This window comes from Bacillus sp. 491mf (assembly GCF_900112415.1).
Lineage (GTDB): Bacteria > Bacillota > Bacilli > Bacillales > Bacillaceae_G > Bacillus_A.
Map to the genome: position 1 here is coordinate 418,157 of NZ_FOLV01000001.1, position 20,502 is coordinate 438,658.

Here is a 20,502-nt window from a genome sequence, read left to right on the forward strand (position 1 = left end):
CAAGGAGGAGATTCGTATGTGGATTCGTTTCGTATTAATTGGTTTCTTTTCATTAACAGCAATGTCTCTTATTGGTTTTCAATTAACAGAGATTTTTCAAGCATATAGCGACATGTTTTTTAATAAAAATTAAAGCGAGTGTAATAATTTGAAATTTTAAATATAAAACGATACAATCCTTCTTAAGTGGTAAAAGACTTAAGAAGGATTTTTTATCTTTCTACTTGAGAGTGATAAGAACTACAATTGTAGGTATTTTACTTTATAGTATTATTCAAACATTTGTCACATTTACAATATTGATAATATGTTAAAATAATGAAGCTACTGTATATTTTAAGAAAAATAAGGGAGTGAATAATTTGACTGATCATTCTGTGAAACAGAAGAGCTATGCTCCTGTTGTGATAACGCTTTCTGTGGTTGTCAATGCGATTATTTTATTTTTGTTTTTTGGATCGGTTGGATACAAAGGAGAAGTACATTTTGATGTAACAATTTTACCACTTGTCAATGCGATTTGTAATAGTTTTACATTTGTGTTTTTACTAGCAGCGTTGTTCTCAATTATTAAAAAGAATGTAAAGCTACATAGAGGGTTTATTCTTGCCGCATTTACAACAACATTGCTATTTTGTGTTTCGTATTTAACGTATCATTATTTAGCACCAGCAACGCATTTTGGTGGAGAAGGAATCATTAAATATGTATATTTCCTTATTTTAATTACACATATTTTCCTTGCTGCTATTATTGTGCCACTTGCATTATTTTCTTTAGTATACGGATTTACAAACCAATTGACTCGCCATCGTAAAATTGTACGTTGGACAATGCCAATTTGGTTATATGTAAGTCTTTCTGGAGTTATCGTATACTTAATGATTTCACCTTATTATTAAAAGAGTCTCAGTTTTAACTGAGATTCTTTTTTTATAAGCAAATTTTTTTATAAAAAACGAAATATATGATATACAAAAGTATAGTTACTTTTATCTAGAAAGGATGAAGTGTATGCAAAACTTTGTGTTTCGTAATCCAACAAAGCTTATTTTTGGAAAAGGTCAATTAGAACAATTGAAATTAGAAATACCTCAATACGGGAAAAAGGTGTTACTCGTATACGGTGGTGGAAGTATTAAGCAAAATGGAATTTACGATAATGTAATATCTATGTTAAAAGAAATAGATGCAGAAATTTTTGAGTTAAGTGGTGTAGAGCCAAACCCCCGTTTATCAACAGTAAACAAAGGGATTCAAATTTGTAAAGAAAATGATGTCGAGTTTATTTTAGCTGTGGGTGGTGGAAGTGTTATAGATTGCACAAAAGCGATTGCTGCTGGTAGTAAGTATGAAGGAGATGCGTGGGATCTTGTTACGAAAAAAGCGATCGCAACAGAAGCATTACCTTTTGGAACAGTGTTAACTTTAGCTGCAACAGGTTCTGAAATGAATGCAGGTTCAGTTATTACAAATTGGGAAACAAATGAGAAGTATGGCTGGGGGAGTGCTGTAACATTTCCGCAATTTTCGATTTTAGACCCAAACCACACAACTTCTGTACCGCGTAACCAAACCATTTATGGTATCGTTGACATTATGTCGCATGTACTTGAGCAATATTTTCACCAAGGTACAAATACAGCATTGCAGGACCGCTACTGTGAATCTATTTTACAAACGGTTATTGAAACAGCTCCAAAATTGCTAAATGACTTAGAAAGTTATGAGCATCGAGAAACCATTTTATATTGTGGTACAATGGCGTTAAATGGTATTTTGGCAATGGGTGTACGCGGGGACTGGGCAACGCATAACATTGAGCATGCTGTTTCAGCAGTGTACGACATTCCGCATGGCGGCGGTTTAGCAATTTTATTCCCGAACTGGATGAAACATGTTTTACATGAAAATGTAGATCGTTTTAAACAATTTGCAATTCGAGTATTTCATGTTCAAACAGGAGGAAAGACCGATGTTGACATAGCATTAGAAGGAATTGAAGCATTACGTCAATTTTGGACATCTATTGGAGCGCCGGATCGTTTAGCGGATTACGAAATTGGTGAAGAACAAATTGATCTTATGGCAGAAAAGGCAATGGTTTATGGTGAGTTTGGCCAGTTTAAACAATTAAATAAACAAGATGTTGTAGCGATCTATCAAGCGTCGTTATAACCAAACAAAAACACTTCTTTTGTAAAGAGGTGTTTTTTATTTGGTAATTTTCACGCCGAGTTATATAAGTGAAAAAGCGACATAAAAACCTCCTTTCTTTTTAGGGAAGGTCGAGAGCATCTGGTCGTGCATTGGAGCAGTCAGAGCCTTTTCCTGCCACGTGCAATGCTTAAAACAGAAGGAGCAAGTGAATGGAGGTCATGTTGCATAACAGCAACTTTTAACGAAATGCGGAGTCAACTGTTTAGGCCTGTTGGCTAAGGTTCTTTCACACAGAAGGAATGTTCTTAGAGATGAAGGCTTAGGAGGCAGAGCTAGACAAGAATGTCGAAAAATTAAAATGGATATATAAAGATGAGGATGGAGGATTGTTTAGAATGGATATATTGTTCGTCCCGTTATAATGTTATATGCGGTGCAAAACTGAGTTTGGATATATTCGGTATTCATTGAGTCTGTTTCTTCATCTGTAAGTATTATATGAAATGACCGGAGTAAACAATTTAGTGCAAAGTATAGCTCTTCTTGGGAGCAATGTATTTTATTTGTTGCTGTTGCTAAAATCAAATCTTCTATTAATGAGCGGAAATCAATAGCAGCTTGTCCATCTTTCATAGTATCATCTCCATTTTTGTTTTTACTATGTATATGAAGTGGTTGGACAAAACATGCAAAAAAGGTTGTATTTTTTAATAAACATATATACAATTTCAATTACCGTAATAAGATAACTTGCATTTTGGCTATTAAAGTTGGTAAGATTGGATATAATAATCAGATGTATAACGTTACATAAAGAGAGTTGAAGTATATGGGAGTAGAAAAACAGGAAAAAGTTGTTGTTATTATTGGACCAACTGCAGTTGGAAAGACGAAGCTTAGCATTGAATTGGCAAAAGCATTGAATGGGGAAATTATAAGCGGTGATTCAATGCAAATCTATCGTAGTATGGATATAGGTACGGCGAAAGTTACAGAAGAAGAGATGGACGGAATTCCTCATTATATGATTGATATAAAAAATCCAGAAGATTCCTTCTCTGTTGCTGAGTTTCAAGAACTTGTACGCTGTCATATAGAGGATATTACAAAGCGCGGTAAACTTCCTATAATTGTTGGAGGAACAGGTTTATACGTACAATCCGTGTTATATGATTACCAGTTTTCTGATGAGCCGGGAGATCATGTATACCGTAAGCAGTTAGAACAATTAGCTGAGGAGCGCGGTGTAGAGTATATACATGGGAAGCTAGAAGAAGTTGATCCAATAAGTGCAAAGCGTATTCATCCGAACAATGTAAGACGTGTCATTCGTGCTTTAGAAATTTTTCATGCAACAGGGCAAAAAATGAGTGATCAACTAGAACAACAAGAAAATGAATTGTTATATGATGTTGCTTTAATTGGTCTAACAATGGATCGAGATTTATTATATAGTCGCATTAATTTACGTGTAGACATTATGATGGAACAAGGTTTATTGGATGAAGTTAAACGATTATATGAAGAAGGAATTCGGGGTTGTCAATCTATTCAAGCGATTGGTTATAAAGAACTGTATGAATATTTTGATGAGGAAACTTCGTTAGAAGAAGCGATAATCGCTTTAAAAACGAATTCCCGTCGCTATGCAAAACGACAATTAACTTGGTTCCGTAATAAAATGGATGTTAAATGGTTTGACGTTACAAGTGGTGAAAAATTTCGAGAAATTTTACAGTACACAGAAGGAAAGCTACAACTTAAGTCGAATAATAAGTAGTAGAGAAAAAGAGGAGGATTCGACATGAAGCAATCAATCAATATTCAAGATCAATTTTTAAACCAACTCCGTAAAGAGAATACGTTTGTTACGCTGTACTTATTAAATGGCTTCCAACTTCGTGGTTTAATTAAAGGATTCGATAATTTTACTGTATTGTTGGAAACAGAAGGTAAGCAACAGCTTATTTATAAACATGCGATTTCTACATTTGTTCCACAAAAGAACGTTTCAATCGAATTAGAATAGTAAAGAATTGTACATAGTAAAAAGAGCGAATGATTCGCTCTTTTTTCATTTCTACAATAAGCAAAAACGCTCAGATTTCTGAGCGTTTTTTAACGGAATATTTTAATATCCTTCTTGAATTAAAGTTTAAAAATATTTGTGCACTACAGAGCAAACTCAATTTGACCAGTAAATTATAAGAAAATCATAATTCTCCAGAATATAAAGAAGGAAAGAGAGCGGATTAAAGATATTATAGGAATTGCATTTTTCTCCGTTTTTGTTGTTATTTATAGTTTGTTCCCAATAATCGAACCCGTTTGCTTATTACGAGGCGTTCTCTTTTTGCTTTGCATAGTTATAATATCTTTTTAATGAAATTTTTGATTTGAAACCAACCCGTTTGATAATTTTCTGTTCAGGAATGTGGTGTTGAATGAGTCGTAAAATAAACGTATTACGTAAATGTTGAGCAGAGATACCTTTACGAAGCCCTGCGCGTGATACTTCAAGTCGAATCATTTTTTGTACGGAAATTTCTGTCAATCTTTTTGGAGCGTCATTTTCATATACCCAACGGAATGTATTTCGGTTAAAGTCAAAGGCCACAAATACTGGATCTGAGCTATGGTATTTTGGGCGTACTGGCTCAGGAATTTTTTTATAGTAATGATATAACCTTTTCTTATCTTCTTCAGTTAATGTAATGACTCGTTCTATTCCAGATATAGCGGGAATAGCTAATGTATTATTTTCAAAATGAACATGCTGCATATTCAATGAGACGAGTTCTTGTAATGATAATCCGTAATCGAGCAGAAGCATAATAATGCATACGTTTCGATCCATGAGTAATGGACGTACAGGTCGCTGTTTGTCTGACAGTCCTTCTAATGAAGTTAAAATATATTTTAAACGCTGTTCTTCTTGTGGTGAAATGAAATCTTCATCTCGTAATGTACGATCTGGCTGTATGATAAGTTCCATATCTTTTAGTGGGCTAGGCAAGTTTAAAAAATGATACAGTCGATTTAGCACAATAAACACACGGTGCATTGTTTTTTCGGAGTAATGACGTTTTATTTTCAAGTCCGAAAAATAATCTTCATAGTCTTTTGTACAAAGAGTCTCCCATATATTATTAGAAGAAATTTTTTTGTTTTTTTGTAACCAATGAAGAAAATCCTCGATGTCGTAGACATATCTTTTAATAGTCGAAGGCTTTCGTCCCTTATTTAATAAATAAGCAGAGAAAGCTTGTACTGTATCATTAAGTTCTTTTGTTGACATAGTCCCACCTCCCTAGTTTTCTTACATTATAACAAAAATTTTCAGAAAATGTTTATTTCTTGGTAAAGTGTAAATTTTGATAATATCTATCAATGAAATGATAAAAATGAGGTGATTGTATGGAACAGTCGATGCGAAAGAAGAATAATAACCAAATTAACATTGTGCTTAATCACCGACAGAAAATTTCAGTTTCTTCTCCAGAACAAAAACAAAATCTTTCAAATGAAACTGTTACAAAACATGAAATGTTGCAGCGAATTGAAGAAGAAATGAGCAAGCTTATTGGAATGCAGGAAATTAAAAAAATTATAAAAGAAATTTATGCATGGATTTATGTAAATAAAAAACGGCAAGAAGCGGGTTTGAAATCAGAGAAACAAGTCCTTCATATGTTGTTTAAAGGAAATCCGGGAACGGGGAAAACAACTGTTGCTAGGATGATTGGAAAATTATTATTTGAGATGAATGTGTTATCGAAAGGGCATTTAGTTGAAGCGGAACGAGCGGATTTAGTCGGTGAATATATTGGGCATACTGCACAAAAAACACGTGACCTCATTCGAAAAGCAATGGGGGGGATATTGTTTATTGATGAGGCTTATTCACTTGCACGTGGGGGTGAAAAAGATTTTGGGAAAGAGGCAATTGATACGCTTGTTAAACATATGGAAGATAAGCAACATGCTTTTGTGCTCATTTTAGCAGGGTATTCACGTGAGATGAACCATTTTCTATCATTAAACCCTGGTTTGCAATCTCGTTTTCCTTTCATTATTGAGTTTTCTGATTACACTGTCAATCAATTATTAGAGATAGGGAAACAAATGTACGATGAACGGGAATATCAATTATCAAAAGAGGCAGAGTGGAATCTTCGCGATCATTTAAATGCAGTAAAATATTCATCACAGATCACTTCTTTTAGCAATGGACGTTACGTTCGTAATATTGTGGAAAAATCCATTCGTACACAAGCGATGAGGCTGCTTCAGGAAGAAACGTACGATAAATATGATTTAATAACAATTTCTAGTAGTGATTTGTTACTTGAAGATGGAGAGTGCAATTCATAAATTATTTATTATAAAACACGAAGCGTAATGCTTCGTGTTTTATTTCGTATTTTTTGTTTTTGCGCGTTGTTCTAATTGGCTTTTTGGACTCTGATCTGCTACATCTGAAGCTAGTCCTTGTGGATTCACGCTGCTGCCTTGCCCTCGGTTACGATTGTTGTTTCCTTTTGCCATTTTATTTCACTCCTGTTCGTCTTTTGCTTTTTGTTGATATGCTTTGTGATAACGTTCCATTTTTTTGCTTTTTTCATGTGCGGAATTTAAATCATGCCCAAATTGATCAACGGAACTTCTTTGCGCGCCTTTATTTACGTGTTTTGTCACTTGTCTCACCTCTCTTTAAGGAATAGTATTTACGGATATGTACAAAAAACATGCAATAAAATAATACTTCTATCAGTGGAATTTTTTTGATAAGGATGAGATGAAAAAGAAAACGCCTTTATGAAATTTATCAAGACCTAAATTATAAAAATCCCTAAAAATAAAGGAAAGCACATATTATACATGACTAATATATGCTCTCCTTTTATTCCATTAAAGCGCCCGATTGTGGAAAATCACTGGTTAGTTGAAGAAGAATTTGTCCACAACTCTTAAGTTATGGTACTTAAAAGTTAAATTCATCTCCTACAATTCCTTCAAAGCCGTCCATCTCCATCTTTTGAATTCCTTGACCAATGCTGATTCTAAGCCAAACAACTATACCACCTCTAGCAAAATAATTAACATATCATATTCAGGAAAAGTTAGTTAGCTAATAGCATATGTTTTATTGAAAGGGTGTGATTGAATTATGGATCGGCAGAAATCGGGCGTTGGAGTATTAGTATTCGTTGGCTGCATGTTTCTTGGTGGAGGAGTGGGATCTTTGTTAGGAAGTTCCCAAATTGGATGGCTGATAGGAATGGGTGTTGGATTTCTTGGGATGGCTTTAACGAGACTAATTAGAAAACAGTAGAACAAATGTTCTTTTTGTGAGTAAGGCAATATGCATTTAAGTAATTACTTACATACTAGCTCTGTAACATGTAGTAATCGTACTCGTACAAAGCCACTCTCTAACAGAAAGTGGCTATTTTGTTTTTGGCGCTGTTAAATTTCATTGTTGATTTTTAGTCAAATAAAAAGCCGATGTTTTACCGCATTTCCGAAATTCACCCCCATCTTCAAGTGCGTGAAGGGCAAGAAGTGGTGGGTAGTTGACTCTCTAATTATGTAATATACAATGTAAGAAAAAAAGAGGATCTACGTCTTCATATTGGACATAGTATCCTCTTCTAATTATAGTATGTTAAAAGTAAAGAGTTAATCTGTTATCTATCATTGAAATGATTGATTTTTTCTACACTACGATGTGGCAAATGCCATTGGTAATAGATAGAAATCATACGGAAACATACGATAAGAACGAATAAAACATATAATGCCAAGTCACTTGTTACAATTTTAGTACCAATTAAAAATCCGGCTAAAATTGTCCAAAGTGCATAAATCTCCGCTCGTAGTACAAGTGGTTTTCGGCGTGCTAATAAATCACGGATAATACCGCCGCCGATTCCTGTTAAGACAGCTGCGACAATCGTTGCACTAATTGGTAGATTTAGTTTTTGTGCATATAATGCACCTTGAATTGCAAATGCAGATAAACCGATTGCGTCGGTGATATTTTCCCAGCGTTTCCAATGTTTGATGAGTTTGTTCGGGAATAAAAATATAATAGTCATTGACAACATTGCAATTTCAAATAACATATCTTGTTTCCAAAGTGAAACAATTGGATAGCCAATTAATAAATTACGCAGTGCGCCTCCCCCAAACGCGGTTGCCATTCCTAAAATATAAACCCCGAAAATATCGTATTCTTCTTCCATCGCGATGATTGCTCCGCTTAAAGCGAAAGCGATTGTACCGATGATGCTAAATAAATCCCATGCCATGAAATTCTCCCTCACTAACTAGATGAAATGTTCTTACTCTGCTATTATATTAGAAGGTTTAACTTTCGAAAAGGATGCGTGAGGATATTTGTTAGAAAAAAAAGAAAAAGTGATACTCGTTGGCTGCCAATTACCTGAAGATGATGAAGAACGTTTTGAACACTCAATGGAAGAATTAGAATCATTAGCAAAAACAGCGCAAGCAGAAGTGTTAGTTATTGCGGTGCAAAAACGTACTAAGTTTCATCCAGCAACGTATGTTGGAAAAGGAAAGTTAGAAGAACTTTCTCTACTTGCAGAAGAATTAGAGCCAGATGTTATCATTTTTAATAATGAATTAACACCGAGCCAAATTCGAAATTTATCAGCACAGTTAGATTCAAGAGTCATTGATCGGACGCAACTGATATTAGATATTTTTGCTCAGCGCGCAAAGTCGAGAGAAGGTAAATTGCAAGTGGAACTTGCGCAGCTCCAATATGCGTTGCCGCGTCTTGTGGGACAAGGGCAAGCGTTATCTCGTCTTGGTGGTGGGATTGGTACAAGAGGACCGGGAGAAACAAAGTTGGAAACAGATCGTCGTCATATTCGTTCTCGCATTGATGAAATTAAACGGCAGCTCTCTGGTGTGGTAGAGCATCGCAAGAGATATCGTGAGCGCCGTAAAGAAAATCAAGTTTTTCAAGTTTCTTTAGTCGGATACACGAATGCTGGTAAATCTACGCTGTTTAACAGATTAACAGCGGCAGATACATTTGAAGAAGATTTACTGTTTGCGACTCTTGATCCGACGACACGTAAAATGCAGTTGCCATGTGGATATACAGTGTTATTAACAGATACAGTTGGGTTTATTCAAGATTTGCCGACATCGTTAGTTGCGGCATTTCGTTCCACATTAGAAGAAGTAAATGAAGCGGATGTTATTTTGCATGTTATTGATTCAGCTGATCCGAATTATATTGGGCATGAAGAAACTGTGAAAAACCTATTGCAAAATCTTGAATTTGATCATATCCCAATGATTACTGTATATAACAAAAAGGATAAGTTACATCCAAACTTCATTCCGTTCCCAAAAAATGATTTTATTATGACAAGTGCTTTTCATGAGGAAGATTTAGAAAGATTAAAAGAAGTTGTAGAAATAGAAATGATGAAGCGAATGGATTCGTATGAATTAATGATTCCGGTGCATGAAGGCAGATTGTTGACGCTTTTAAAAACAGATACAGTATTAACGGAAATGAAGTTTCAAGATGAGAAGCAAGCATATGAATGTACAGGGTATATTTTTGCTCATTCTCCGCTAAATGGACAAATTTATAAATATTCAACGAGAAAAGGAGAAGGGAAAGAAGATGTTTAATCGATTGAAGAATGGGGAAAAGATTGCTCCGATTGTAAAAGAAGTAGAAATGCAAATTACAGATATACATAAACAAATTGATGAAGTGATTGAAAGTAATCAATTTCGTGTGTTAGAAAGTTTTCGTAATCATAAAATTAGTGATGCGCACTTTATTCCAACAACAGGATATGGCTACGATGATATCGGCCGTGATACGTTAGAAAAAGTGTATGCTGATGTATTTGGGGCAGAAGCAGGCCTTGTGCGTCCGCAAATTATTTCTGGAACTCACGCAATCTCTACAGCGCTATTTGGGATTTTACGCCCTGGTGATGAATTGTTATATATAACGGGGAAGCCATATGATACGCTAGAAGAAATTGTTGGTGTTCGTGGAAAAGGTGTTGGCTCATTTAAAGAGTATAATATCGGTTACCAGGCAGTTGCTTTAACAGAAGAGGGACGTGTTGATTTCGCTGCAGTGCAAGCGGCAATCCATGAAAATACAAAAATGATTGGAATTCAACGTTCAAAGGGCTATGCAACTCGCCCATCATTTACAATTGCTGAAGTTAAAGAAATGATTGCGTTTGTAAAAGAAATTAAACCAGATGTTGTTGTCTTTGTAGACAACTGCTACGGAGAATTTGTAGAAGAGTTAGAACCGTGTCATATTGGTGCAGATTTAATGGCAGGTTCACTTATTAAAAATCCAGGTGGCGGCATCGTGAAAACAGGTGGCTACATTGTTGGGAAAGAGCAATATGTAGAAGCGTGTGCATATCGTTTAACGTCTCCAGGTATTGGAGCGGAAGCTGGTGCTTCTTTATATAGTTTACAAGAGATGTATCAAGGATTTTTCTTAGCGCCTCATGTTGCTGGTCAAGCATTAAAAGGTGCAATTTTTACAGCGGCATTTTTAGAGAAGCTTGGTATGAACACATCACCAACTTGGGATGCGCCGCGAACAGATTTAATACAATCGGTTCAATTTGATGATAAAGAACGTATGATTGCATTTTGCCAAGCGATTCAATATGCATCACCAATCAATTCTCATTTTACACCGTATCCAAATTACATGCCGGGTTATGAAGATGATGTAATTATGGCCGCAGGTACATTTATTCAAGGTGCGAGTATTGAATTATCAGCAGATGGTCCAATTCGCCCGCCTTATGTTGCGTATGTGCAGGGTGGCTTAACATATTCGCATGTGAAGATTGCGATTTGTTCTGCTATTGATGCGCTTATTGAAAAAAATCTATTAGTAATTTCTTAAATGAGAGCTGCCGATTTTGGCAGCTTTTTTTGTATATAAGTAAGGGTTTGAGACATTTTAATAAAGTGAAAAGTTTTTTTGAAAAAATCATGTTAGAAAAGCTAACATCTGTTGACATGAAACATAACATAATATAAAATGAGAATCAAGTTAAGGCGAAGGAGGAACTGAAGTGACACAAAATGATCGACGTTCTGCTCCGCTGTTTCCGATAAGTATAGTTATGGATTTAACACAGTTATCTGCGCGTCAAATTCGTTACTATGAAGAACATAAATTGATTTCCCCAACCCGTACAAAAGGAAATCGTAGATTATTTTCATTTAACGACGTGGATAAATTATTAGAGATTAAAGACTTGTTAGATCAAGGTTTAAACATGGCTGGTATTAAACAAGTACTATTAATGAAGGAAAATCAATCAGAAGTGATACAAGTAAGAGAAGAAGTAAAGGAAATTTCGAAATCAGAACTTCGTAAAATACTTCGAGATGAATTGCAACATACAGGCAGATTTAATCGAACATCATTACGACAAGGTGATATTTCAAGGTTTTTTCATTAATGATTGATAATTTCGAAAATGTTTAGAGGGACTAAGGAGGAATTGAAAATGGCAAAGTACACAAAAGAAGATATTTTCCGCTTGGCGAAAGAAGAGAATGTAAAGTATATCCGTTTGCAATTTACGGATCTTTTAGGAAGTATTAAAAACGTAGAAATTCCAGTTAGTCAGTTAACAAAAGCTCTAGATAACAAAATGATGTTTGACGGATCTTCTATTGAAGGATTTGTTCGCATTGAAGAATCTGATATGTACTTATATCCAGACCTAGATACATGGGTAATCTTCCCGTGGACTGCTGAAAAAGGAAAAGTAGCGAGATTAATTTGTGATATTTATAATGCAGACGGTACACCGTTTGAAGGTGATCCGCGTAACAACTTAAAACGCATGTTAAAAGAAATGGAAGCACTAGGCTTCACTGATTTCAATCTTGGACCAGAGCCAGAGTTTTTCTTATTTAAAGTTGATGAAAAAGGAAATCCGACATTAGAATTAAATGATAATGGTGGATATTTCGACCTTGCTCCAATGGATTTAGGAGAAAACTGCCGTCGTGATATCGTTCTTGAACTAGAAGAAATGGGCTTTGAAATTGAAGCATCTCACCATGAAGTTGCACCAGGGCAACATGAAATTGACTTCAAATATGCAAGTGCAATTAAAGCATGTGACTATATTCAAACGTTTAAACTTGTTGTAAAAACAATTGCTCGTAAACACGGTTTACACGCAACATTTATGCCAAAACCACTATTTGGTGTAAACGGTTCAGGTATGCACTGTAACTTATCACTATTCAAAAATGATGAGAACGTATTCTACGATCAAAAAGGTGATCTGCAATTAAGTGATGATGCTCGCCACTTTATCGCAGGTATTTTAAAACATGCACCAAGCTTTACAGCTGTAACGAATCCAACTGTAAACTCTTATAAACGCTTAGTACCTGGATATGAAGCACCTTGTTACGTAGCTTGGTCTGCGCAAAATCGTAGCCCATTAATCCGTATCCCTGCATCTCGCGGTGTAAGTACGCGTGTAGAAGTACGTAGTGTTGACCCAGCTGCAAATCCATATTTAGCAATGGCTGTATTACTAGCAGCAGGTCTTGATGGAATTAAAAATAAACTAGCGGTACCACCTGCGGTAGATCGCAACATTTATGTAATGACTCTAGAAGAACGTGAAAAAGCAGGCATTAATGATTTGCCAGCTACATTAGCACAAGCATTAAATGAACTAAAATCAAACGAAATTATTTGCGGTGCGTTAGGAGAACACTTACTTGAGCACTTTATCGAAGCTAAAGAAATTGAGTGGGATATGTTCAGAACGCAAGTCCATCAATGGGAACGCGATCAATATATGACTCTTTACTAAGAGTTGGAAGCCTTGATACTACTGGTATCGGGGCTTTTTTCTTTTTGTGGCTAAATCAATGTTAAAAGTTTTCGGAGAAAAACAGCCGCAAAACAGCCACAAAAAATCTAAGGATTTTTTTAACCCAAAACATCATTCATATAGGCTTCAAATTCAGCGATGGAATCTTTATTAATTTTGTCACTAATATGTGAATAAACATTCGAAGTGATTTCGATATTTTTATGACCCAAACGATCTTGAATGTATTTCATACTTGCGCCTGACTCTAATAGTAGAACTGCGTGTGTATGTCGAAGGGAATGGATTTCTAATTTTGGTAAATCCGCTTTTTTAAGAATTCGAGAAAAGGCGTTGAATAAAGTTGATTTTGGTATAAATCGGCCATCTACTCTAGTGAATACTAAATCTAATTTATGTTCATATGCTTCTTGCAAAACAAGTTTGTTTTCGTTTTGCCATTTCTTGTGGTTAAGTAAATCGTTAACCAGCGGTTTTGGTATCATAATGGTACGTCTAGAAGTAAATGTTTTTGTATCTCCGAAAAGATCTTCACCTTTTTTTACTGAAAAATCTAAGGTTTTGGTGATGCGGATTGTTTGTTCTTTAAAATCAATATCACTCCATTGTAATGCTGCAGCTTCACCTTTGCGCATACCTGTATTGATTAGTGTTTTGAAAAAGATATAATAGATATAGTTATATTGATAAGCGTTTTTTAAGAAAAGAGGGATGTCTTCAGTTCGCATATACTTGAGACCTTCCTCTTCTTTTTTGTTTTTATTAGAAATTACTACGTCTTCACAAGGGTTGTTCTCAATTTTTTTTAAACTAACCGCTTTCTTCATAGCGTTATGCATTGTACCATGGATAATTTCTACTGTACGTTTACTATAACCTTTATCAGTCAAGTAATTGATGAAATTTTGGTACATCATAGGTTTAATTTCTTTTAAGTTGATGTTTTTAAAATAAGGTATTAAATGTTTTTCAACATTGCGCTCATGTAGGATATAGGTGTTTTTTCTAACGTTGTTCGCTTTAAATAATTTTAACCAGTCACGAAGGAAATATTTTAATGACATAGGCGTGCTTTCAACCTCTAAACCATTTAATATTTTCTTTTCCTCTTCAGCAGCAGCAATCTGGGCCTCTTTTTTTGTTTTGAATCCACGTTTTGTTTTTTCTTTAAATTCCTGAGTATAAGGGTCTTTAAACTTGATACGATATTGCCAACCATTACTCACCTTTCTAAAACTAGCCATTATGTTATTGCTCCTTTCTTTAATGCAGAGTAGTTAGATCAATCATCTAACCACTCTATAGGTGTTTTCTTATATCCTGATATCTCAAATTTCATCTCTCCATCTATTTCATAAATTTTCTCGACAATAGGTACCATTTCAAATTCAGGATCTTTAGTCTTGGATGCCCTTTTTTCTCTTTCGACAGCTAAGTCAATAATCAAGTCCATCACCTTCCTTCAGAGAACGTATAGAATTCTAATAATTCAATTGGAATATTATTCTTATAGGCTATACATGCTTTTGTATCGCCTTGATTGATTGTCTTTTGGTCAATTAACAAAAGAGCAGCAAATGTATTAGCTTCAATTTCTAATCTATCCACAGACAAAAAAGTATTTTTTCGTAAGAATAGAGTATTTACTTCTTCATGAAGTACAGCGTGTCCTAATTCATGAGCGCAAACTGTTTTTTGCATTGTTTCTGATAAATTACTATTAATAGCGATAAATCTATTTCCTTTCTCACATCTATAAAAGCCATCAATTTCTTCATGTAAGTCATGAAAAAACACATGGATGTTTAAGCAATCTGCAAGCTCAAAAGGGTTTTTAGTTTTATGTTTTTTGCAAAGTTGATTGACTGTGTTGTTTATAATGAATTTCAATATAATCCCTCCTGAATCTACATTAATTACCTTTATTGTTTTTTTCAGGAGCGTACTTTTTATTGATAACTTTAGTTTGACGAACAATATACTCCATTGCATCTAATAAAGAATCAACAGCTTCCTCGCTCATTGGTTCACCAGAAAACATAAGCCCCTGAGAATCTTTTAAATCACGTTTTATTTCTTCCATTCGTTTTTCGATATCTTTTTCGTCTTTAGATGTCATGTGCATTTGGTTTGTTCTTCCTAATAAGAAATCAGTTGTCACGTTAAAACGATCAGCAACTTTTTGTAGACGATCGGCAGAAGGGTATGCTTTGTCCCATTTTCTTATTGTTCCATTACCGAAATCTAATTCTTTCTCTAATCCTGATACTGATATATCGTGGCTTTTACACAAGTTTTTTATTGTCTCTACTATGCTCATCCTTATCACCTTTCAGGCTCACCAAAAAACAATGATTAGTCTACAAGCTAAAAAGTGTTGACTTTTAGTCTGTGGACTATTATTATTAGTTTGTAAGCTAATTTGTTAGCTAAAAAGGGCATGAAAATCCCGTTGAAAATACGGTTAGAATTAACGACGCTGGGGGGCGTGTGTAATTTTTAGATTTTTTAAACCTTTTATAGTTATAATTTAGCACATAGACTAATTATAGTCAATTAATTAGCGAAAATTTTCTCATTTGGAAGGTGTGAGCATCAAGATGAAGTATTCGAATTTTGGTATTGAGGTAAGGAAAGTGTTGTTAGAACGGGATTTAACATTAACATCGTTAGCTTCTGAGCTAAAAATATCAGTTTCATATTTATCCGATATTTTAAAGGGTTCTCGAAAAGGAAAAAAACAAAAAGTGAGAATCATTGAGGTTTTAGGTTTGGAAATGTGTGAGGAGGATTTAAAATGACAGATCAATTAACAGTAGTAAATGAACCACCAACATTATCAATTATTAATCAAAACGGACAACTTTTGGTCGATAGCCGAGATGTTGCTGGAATGGTAGGTAAGGAACACAAGAACTTACTTAGAGATATTAAAGGGTACACTGAAATTTTGGACGGCTCAAAATTGAGCACTCCTAACTTTTTTATTAGTAGCACATACCGAAATAGTCAAAATAAGGAGCAACCTTGTTACCTCTTAACTCGTAAAGGATGCGACATGGTGGCTAATAAGTTAACTGGTGAAAAAGGCGTTCTATTTACAGCCACATATGTTACTCGTTTTGAAGAAATGGAAAACCAGTTGAGAAAACAGATAAACATTCCTAATGATCCATTCGGACAAATCGAACTCCTTGCAGCTGGTACAAGTAATTTAAACAAGCGAGTTTCTTCATTAGAACAGGTTGTTGAAGAACAATTAACAATCGATTATGGGCAGCAACGGGTAATGGAAAAAGCTAAGGCAAAACGTATTTACTTTCTATGGGAAAACGGACATGTAAATACTGAGGTCCATGACTCTACACGTAAGTTGTTCGGATTACTAGGTCGGAATTTAAAAGATGCCTTTGATGTTAATAGTTATCGTGACATTTTGAAGAAGGACTTTAATGAAGCACTGAACTTTATTAACGGATGGAGACCAATGATTTAATAGCGGAAGGTGAAAATAAAATGTTAAACATTCAAGTTGATGAGCAAGTTGTAAAGGAATTATGCGCAGAGGAAATTCAAAAAAAGGTCAAAGAGTACAATGCAGAGTTTACATTTTGGGATACGAAAGAGTTAAAAAAACGTGTTTGTATGTCATGGAATACAATTCAAGATCAATTCTTTTTTGACCCGCGATTTCCAAAATTTAAGGTTGGTCAAAAATGGTATTTTCCAGCAAAACAAACACAAGCGTTCTTATTAGAATGGGCGGAAGAAAGGATGGAAGGAACACAATGAATCTATCAATCAACTATAACAACGTAAAAGTAGCTGATTATCTCAAGCTATTAGTTCATTACAAACTACCAAACAAGAAGCAGCGTCGTCTTATTGAAAATCGGTTCGTGTGTATAAACGCTCTTGTGAAGAGTGGCGGCGAACAATATGGCAATTGAAAACCTTGTTTTACCAGAAGATGCAGAGTTAGCAAAGTCATTGCGCAGCAAGAAAGAGAACTACATAAAAAATCAATTCTTGTTATCTCGTATCGCTACTAAGAAAAATGCAGAAGGAAAGATAAAAGAATTCTATGAAACTTGTAAAGAATATGAAGCATGTGGAGAAAAAGCAAAAGAATGTGATGATCAACTGGCAAAGCTTTTTTTCAAGAAGAAAGAACGTGACCGCGTTGAAATGGTTGCAAATCGGATGCATGAAGTAAATATTCCGGCCCGCATTATTGAGTATGTTTTAAATGCATAAAAAGACCCCTGTTGCAGCAGGAGTCATTTGTAAAAATATTTTCGCAGTCAGTATATCACATGAGGTGAATACATGAAAGAGTCATATGAAAATCAAGTGTTAAAAAAGCAAGTAGAAATCGCGGTAAACAACTTGAAACGTATGTCTAGCAAAGAAACGGACAAGTCCAAAAAGCTAGATATCGATTATGTCATTACCGTATTAACAGATAAACCATATGGTAGCATGCCATTTTAGGAGGATATAAAACTATGAAACTTTACGAACTGACAAGCAACTTTAACCAGTTGCAACAAATAATTGAGGATGGAGCGGATCAAGAAGCAATTCATGATACATTGCAGGCAATTGATGAAGCAATCGATGATAAGGTACAAGGCGCAGCGTTATTAATTCGCAACATTGAAGCACAAGCGGAAGCTATTAAGGTAGAAGAAAAACGTTTGTCTGACCGTCGTAAATTTTTTGAGAACAACTGTAAAAAGATTAAGGATTACCTGTATCAACAAATGGTTGCTGTGGATAAAAGACGAGTTAAGGGGGCATTGGTAACAGTAGGTATTCAAAAGAATCCAGCAAGTTTAGAGATTGCAACTGATGCAGTTATCCCACCGGAATACATGATTGCACAGGAACCAAAAGTTCATAAAAAAGCATTACTTGCAGCGGTTAAAGATGGGTTGCAATGGGATGGTATCACGTTAAAACAGGGTGAGAGCGTGAGAATCCGATGAATGAACAAAAAAATTATTTTGCAGAATTAGCATCTATTGATGTCAGTAAACATGTTGAAAAGAAAGGGCGTTTCAGTTATTTGAGCTGGTCATGGGCAGTAGATCAGCTATTAAAAAAATGTCCTGATGCAACTTGGCAAGTTGTTAGGTTTGATGGATTACCTTATATGAAAACAGAGGTCGGCTACTTTGTCGAAGTTGAAGTGACGGTCAATAATATCACACGTTCACAGATTCATCCGGTATTAGATAACTACAATAAACCAATAGCAAAGCCTACATCATTTCAAATAAATACATCTATTCAGAGATGTTTAGCGAAGGCAATTGCGTTACACGGGTTAGGTTTATACATCTATTCTGGTGAAGATATTCCACAGGATGATGAGCCGAAACAAACTAGCAAACAACAAAGTATTGTTCCAGAAAAAGAGCAAGAAAGACAGGCACAAGTTGCTAATGAACAACGAATACAAGCGATTCATGCACAAATCAGAGAGTTATCGGAAGTGTATGATATGCCGTTTGAAGAAACGAAATCGACTGTAAAACAATCATTAGGAATCCAGACATTCAAAGGAATTACGGTGCAGCAAGCATCACATGTTCAAAAAACAATTACATCATGGTTGAATGATGCAAAAGCAAATCAGCAAAAAGCACAATAGGTAGGTGATAGATAGAAATGGCCATTTTTAGACCTGTACAGACAGAATTTTGGACAGACGTAAAAGTATTAGAGGACATGACACCAGAGGATAAACTATTCATGGTTTATCTTCTGACTAATCCTCACACTACACAGTTAGGTGTATATGAAATTACTCCTAAAATAATAGCTTTTGAGATTGGTTTTTCAGTTGAATCGGCAAGGGCATTACTTGATCGTTTTGAAAATCATCATAAATTAATTAAGTATAACAAGGAAACACGTGAAATTGCTATTAAAAATTGGGGGAAATACAACCTAACAAGGGGCGGAAAACCGATTGAGGATTGTTTGAAAAAAGAGATTGATAAGGTAAAAGACTTGTCACTTGTTAAGTTTATTCTAGAGAGAACGGAAAATGAAAAAATAGTTGAGAAAATCAGTGTTTATGCGGGGTTTGACGATACGTCGACGATACGTGGTACGTCACGTGGACAAAAAGAAGAAGAAAAAGAAGAAGAAAAAGAAGAAGAAAAAGAAGAAGAAAAAGAAGAAGAAAAAGAAGAAGAAAAAGAAGAAGAAAAAGAAGAAGAAAAAGAAGAAGAATATATTGTCGAGATAGTAAATTATCTCAACGATACATGCAGTAGTAGTTACAGATCATCAACAAAGAAGACTCAATCATTTATTAAAGCTAGATTAAATGAAAAGTTTACAGTAGATGATTTTAAAAAGGTTATTGATGTAAAACATGCTGAATGGACTGAAACGTCACAGGCTAAATACTTAAGACCAGAAACATTATTCGGTACTAAGTTTGAAGGTTACTTACAGCAATGGGAGTTGTGGAAGAATGGAAAAACTCGGGGACATAATGCAAGGCCTTATGAAGCGAGCGGAGGCTATGCACAAGAAGAAGCTAGAAGAGGAATCCAACCAGCAAATAACAGAGGATTTGCAAAGTCAGTCGGTTGATTGTGAAAAGTGCGGAGACAGAGGTTATACATTCGAAAAGCAGCCATCAGAGTTTTTGAAAGGTAAATATGTAGACGTTGCTATTGAGTGCGAATGCTTGGAACGTAAAAGCTTAATGGCCCGTTTTAAAAATGCGATGATTCCGTCAGAGTTTGAGAATGCTCGGTTTGATAACTATGTAAGAAAAACAGCAGTACAGCAAACTTTGTATAATGCGATGATTGAATATTTAAAAATCTTTAATGATATACGAGATTCAAAGATAAATAGCATTGGTTTTATTGCTGAGGTAGGTGAAGCAAAACTAAAGGGTCTACCACCAGGAGAACGGAACAAGATGCGGCAAGCAAATAACTCATATGGCTTAGGTAAGACCCATTTACAAGTAGCGGCGGCTAAATATTCATTAAATCATTTTAAGGTTGTAGACAAGCATACAGGGCGTTTACGTGGTATCCGAGTGTTGTGTGTCCAAGATGTAAATATCATGGCTGAGATTCAAAATGCATCGTTCTTAAATGATAACAAGAAGCAATTGAATGAGATACTTCACGATTTATGTACATGTGACATTCTTGTGTGGGATGACATAGCGAAATCGAAGTACAGCGAGTTTAAAGAGGACATGTACTACAAGATTATTAATGAGCGGTATTTGCGGAATCTACCAATCTGGTATACCAGCAACGAAGATTTAGACACGCTTGAAGACAAGGTGGGGTTTGCGGCAGCTGATCGGTTATTTGGAATGAGTAAGGATTATCTGTACCAAGTCAAGGGAGCAAGTTATAGAACGACATGAGGTGAAGTA

General features: G+C 35.2%; 29 protein-coding genes. 20 read left to right on the forward strand and 9 right to left on the reverse strand.

The genetic code is table 11. From position 1 onward, the window contains the following. Positions 1-353 precede the first annotated feature (353 nt). Together BM211_RS02185 and BM211_RS02190 are read left to right on the forward strand one after the other, a co-directional pair. On the forward strand, positions 354-902 hold the full coding sequence (locus BM211_RS02185) for a DUF420 domain-containing protein (RefSeq protein ID WP_371261850.1): 549 nt from the start codon (positions 354-356) through the stop codon (positions 900-902). Positions 903-1,014: 112 nt separating this feature from the next. Then, positions 1,015-2,178 carry an iron-containing alcohol dehydrogenase gene (locus BM211_RS02190; protein WP_035436707.1) on the forward strand — a complete coding sequence of 388 codons (1,164 nt, stop codon included), beginning with the start codon at positions 1,015-1,017 and terminating at the stop codon, positions 2,176-2,178. A 372-nt stretch (positions 2,179-2,550) separates the two neighbouring features. Here the strand turns inward: BM211_RS02190 and BM211_RS02195 are convergent, their stop codons facing one another. Further along, the gene (locus BM211_RS02195) at positions 2,551-2,793 is read right to left on the reverse strand and encodes a hypothetical protein (protein WP_035436710.1); all 243 of its coding nucleotides are present in this window, start codon (positions 2,791-2,793) and stop codon (positions 2,551-2,553) included. A gap of 196 nt (positions 2,794-2,989) precedes the next feature. Between BM211_RS02195 and miaA the strand changes: the two genes are divergently transcribed. Both miaA and hfq read left to right on the forward strand, forming a co-directional pair. Beyond that, positions 2,990-3,940, forward strand: a complete 951-nt coding sequence (miaA, locus tag BM211_RS02200) for a tRNA (adenosine(37)-N6)-dimethylallyltransferase MiaA (RefSeq protein ID WP_090994787.1) — start codon at positions 2,990-2,992, stop codon at positions 3,938-3,940. 24 nt (positions 3,941-3,964) lie between these two features. After that, positions 3,965-4,189 carry an RNA chaperone Hfq gene (gene hfq / locus BM211_RS02205; protein ID WP_000813896.1) on the forward strand — a complete coding sequence of 75 codons (225 nt, stop codon included), beginning with the start codon at positions 3,965-3,967 and terminating at the stop codon, positions 4,187-4,189. Between the two features lie 306 nt (positions 4,190-4,495). Here hfq and BM211_RS02210 read toward each other — a convergent pair whose 3' ends face one another. Further along, the gene (locus tag BM211_RS02210; RefSeq protein WP_090994789.1) at positions 4,496-5,458 is read right to left on the reverse strand and encodes a tyrosine-type recombinase/integrase; all 963 of its coding nucleotides are present in this window, start codon (positions 5,456-5,458) and stop codon (positions 4,496-4,498) included. A 119-nt stretch (positions 5,459-5,577) separates the two neighbouring features. Here BM211_RS02210 and spoVK point away from each other — a divergent pair, with 119 nt between their 5' ends. Then, the gene (gene spoVK, locus BM211_RS02215; RefSeq protein WP_035436714.1) at positions 5,578-6,534 is read left to right on the forward strand and encodes a stage V sporulation protein K; all 957 of its coding nucleotides are present in this window, start codon (positions 5,578-5,580) and stop codon (positions 6,532-6,534) included. 39 nt (positions 6,535-6,573) lie between these two features. Here the strand turns inward: spoVK and BM211_RS26900 are convergent, their stop codons facing one another. Together BM211_RS26900 and BM211_RS26285 are read right to left on the reverse strand one after the other, a co-directional pair. After that, positions 6,574-6,708 (reverse strand): hypothetical protein, encoded by a 135-nt coding sequence (locus BM211_RS26900; RefSeq protein ID WP_256216715.1) that lies wholly within the window; start codon positions 6,706-6,708, stop codon positions 6,574-6,576. Between the two features lie 6 nt (positions 6,709-6,714). After that, complete coding sequence (locus BM211_RS26285; protein WP_177206866.1) at positions 6,715-6,858, reverse strand: hypothetical protein; 144 nt, start codon at positions 6,856-6,858, stop codon at positions 6,715-6,717. Positions 6,859-7,330: 472 nt separating this feature from the next. On the opposite strand from BM211_RS26285, the gene BM211_RS26290 reads away from it, so the two are divergent. Then, a complete protein-coding gene (locus tag BM211_RS26290) occupies positions 7,331-7,495 on the forward strand; it encodes a hypothetical protein (RefSeq protein WP_177206867.1) in 165 nt (54 codons plus the stop codon). Between the two features lie 355 nt (positions 7,496-7,850). Here the strand turns inward: BM211_RS26290 and BM211_RS02220 are convergent, their stop codons facing one another. After that, on the reverse strand, positions 7,851-8,474 hold the full coding sequence (locus BM211_RS02220; RefSeq protein WP_035436716.1) for a trimeric intracellular cation channel family protein: 624 nt from the start codon (positions 8,472-8,474) through the stop codon (positions 7,851-7,853). Between the two features lie 88 nt (positions 8,475-8,562). Between BM211_RS02220 and hflX the strand changes: the two genes are divergently transcribed. From hflX to glnA, 4 genes are all read left to right on the forward strand, one after another. After that, positions 8,563-9,843 carry a GTPase HflX gene (hflX, locus tag BM211_RS02225; protein WP_090994792.1) on the forward strand — a complete coding sequence of 427 codons (1,281 nt, stop codon included), beginning with the start codon at positions 8,563-8,565 and terminating at the stop codon, positions 9,841-9,843. Beyond that, positions 9,836-11,107, forward strand: a complete 1,272-nt coding sequence (locus BM211_RS02230; RefSeq protein WP_090994795.1) for a methionine gamma-lyase family protein — start codon at positions 9,836-9,838, stop codon at positions 11,105-11,107. The genes hflX and BM211_RS02230 overlap by 8 nt, the downstream gene beginning before the upstream one ends. Positions 11,108-11,330: 223 nt before the next feature. Continuing rightward, positions 11,331-11,672 (forward strand): MerR family transcriptional regulator, encoded by a 342-nt coding sequence (locus BM211_RS02235; RefSeq protein WP_051957390.1) that lies wholly within the window; start codon positions 11,331-11,333, stop codon positions 11,670-11,672. A gap of 48 nt (positions 11,673-11,720) precedes the next feature. Further along, positions 11,721-13,055 (forward strand): type I glutamate--ammonia ligase, encoded by a 1,335-nt coding sequence (gene glnA, locus BM211_RS02240; RefSeq protein WP_035436728.1) that lies wholly within the window; start codon positions 11,721-11,723, stop codon positions 13,053-13,055. A 119-nt stretch (positions 13,056-13,174) separates the two neighbouring features. On the opposite strand, the gene BM211_RS02245 is transcribed toward glnA, so the two are convergent. From BM211_RS02245 to BM211_RS02260, 4 genes are read right to left on the reverse strand one after another with little or no spacing between them, the layout of a single operon-like run. Further along, the gene (locus BM211_RS02245; RefSeq protein WP_090994798.1) at positions 13,175-14,320 is read right to left on the reverse strand and encodes a tyrosine-type recombinase/integrase; all 1,146 of its coding nucleotides are present in this window, start codon (positions 14,318-14,320) and stop codon (positions 13,175-13,177) included. Between the two features lie 38 nt (positions 14,321-14,358). After that, on the reverse strand, positions 14,359-14,529 hold the full coding sequence (locus BM211_RS26295; protein ID WP_177206862.1) for a hypothetical protein: 171 nt from the start codon (positions 14,527-14,529) through the stop codon (positions 14,359-14,361). Beyond that, on the reverse strand, positions 14,529-14,966 hold the full coding sequence (locus BM211_RS02255; protein ID WP_035436732.1) for an ImmA/IrrE family metallo-endopeptidase: 438 nt from the start codon (positions 14,964-14,966) through the stop codon (positions 14,529-14,531). The genes BM211_RS26295 and BM211_RS02255 overlap by 1 nt, the downstream gene beginning before the upstream one ends. 22 nt (positions 14,967-14,988) lie before the next feature. Beyond that, entirely contained in the window at positions 14,989-15,396 is a 408-nt protein-coding gene (locus BM211_RS02260) for a helix-turn-helix domain-containing protein (protein ID WP_035436734.1), read from the reverse strand. A gap of 280 nt (positions 15,397-15,676) precedes the next feature. Between BM211_RS02260 and BM211_RS02265 the strand changes: the two genes are divergently transcribed. The 10 genes from BM211_RS02265 (at position 15,677) to BM211_RS02305 (ending at position 20,493) form a co-directional block, all read left to right on the forward strand. Next, complete coding sequence (locus BM211_RS02265; RefSeq protein ID WP_035436736.1) at positions 15,677-15,877, forward strand: helix-turn-helix domain-containing protein; 201 nt, start codon at positions 15,677-15,679, stop codon at positions 15,875-15,877. Then, on the forward strand, positions 15,874-16,572 hold the full coding sequence (locus BM211_RS02270) for a Rha family transcriptional regulator (protein ID WP_090994801.1): 699 nt from the start codon (positions 15,874-15,876) through the stop codon (positions 16,570-16,572). The genes BM211_RS02265 and BM211_RS02270 overlap by 4 nt, the downstream gene beginning before the upstream one ends. A gap of 20 nt (positions 16,573-16,592) precedes the next feature. Next, positions 16,593-16,868: a group-specific protein gene (locus BM211_RS02275; protein WP_090995008.1), complete on the forward strand. Its 276-nt coding sequence runs from the start codon at positions 16,593-16,595 to the stop codon at positions 16,866-16,868. Further along, positions 16,865-17,026 (forward strand): hypothetical protein, encoded by a 162-nt coding sequence (locus BM211_RS26300; RefSeq protein ID WP_090994804.1) that lies wholly within the window; start codon positions 16,865-16,867, stop codon positions 17,024-17,026. Before BM211_RS02275 ends, BM211_RS26300 begins: the two co-directional genes overlap by 4 nt. After that, positions 17,016-17,333 (forward strand): hypothetical protein, encoded by a 318-nt coding sequence (locus BM211_RS02285; protein ID WP_090994806.1) that lies wholly within the window; start codon positions 17,016-17,018, stop codon positions 17,331-17,333. Before BM211_RS26300 ends, BM211_RS02285 begins: the two co-directional genes overlap by 11 nt. A gap of 72 nt (positions 17,334-17,405) precedes the next feature. Further along, positions 17,406-17,570, forward strand: coding sequence for a hypothetical protein (locus BM211_RS26305; protein WP_177206868.1), 165 nt, complete (start codon positions 17,406-17,408; stop codon positions 17,568-17,570). A gap of 14 nt (positions 17,571-17,584) precedes the next feature. After that, entirely contained in the window at positions 17,585-18,067 is a 483-nt protein-coding gene (locus tag BM211_RS02290) for a siphovirus Gp157 family protein (RefSeq protein WP_090994808.1), read from the forward strand. Beyond that, positions 18,064-18,735 carry a DUF1071 domain-containing protein gene (locus BM211_RS02295; RefSeq protein ID WP_090994811.1) on the forward strand — a complete coding sequence of 224 codons (672 nt, stop codon included), beginning with the start codon at positions 18,064-18,066 and terminating at the stop codon, positions 18,733-18,735. The genes BM211_RS02290 and BM211_RS02295 overlap by 4 nt, the downstream gene beginning before the upstream one ends. 17 nt (positions 18,736-18,752) lie before the next feature. Beyond that, entirely contained in the window at positions 18,753-19,691 is a 939-nt protein-coding gene (locus tag BM211_RS02300; protein WP_090994813.1) for a conserved phage C-terminal domain-containing protein, read from the forward strand. Further along, positions 19,672-20,493, forward strand: coding sequence for a DNA replication protein (locus BM211_RS02305; RefSeq protein WP_371261851.1), 822 nt, complete (start codon positions 19,672-19,674; stop codon positions 20,491-20,493). Before BM211_RS02300 ends, BM211_RS02305 begins: the two co-directional genes overlap by 20 nt. Positions 20,494-20,502 lie beyond the last annotated feature (9 nt).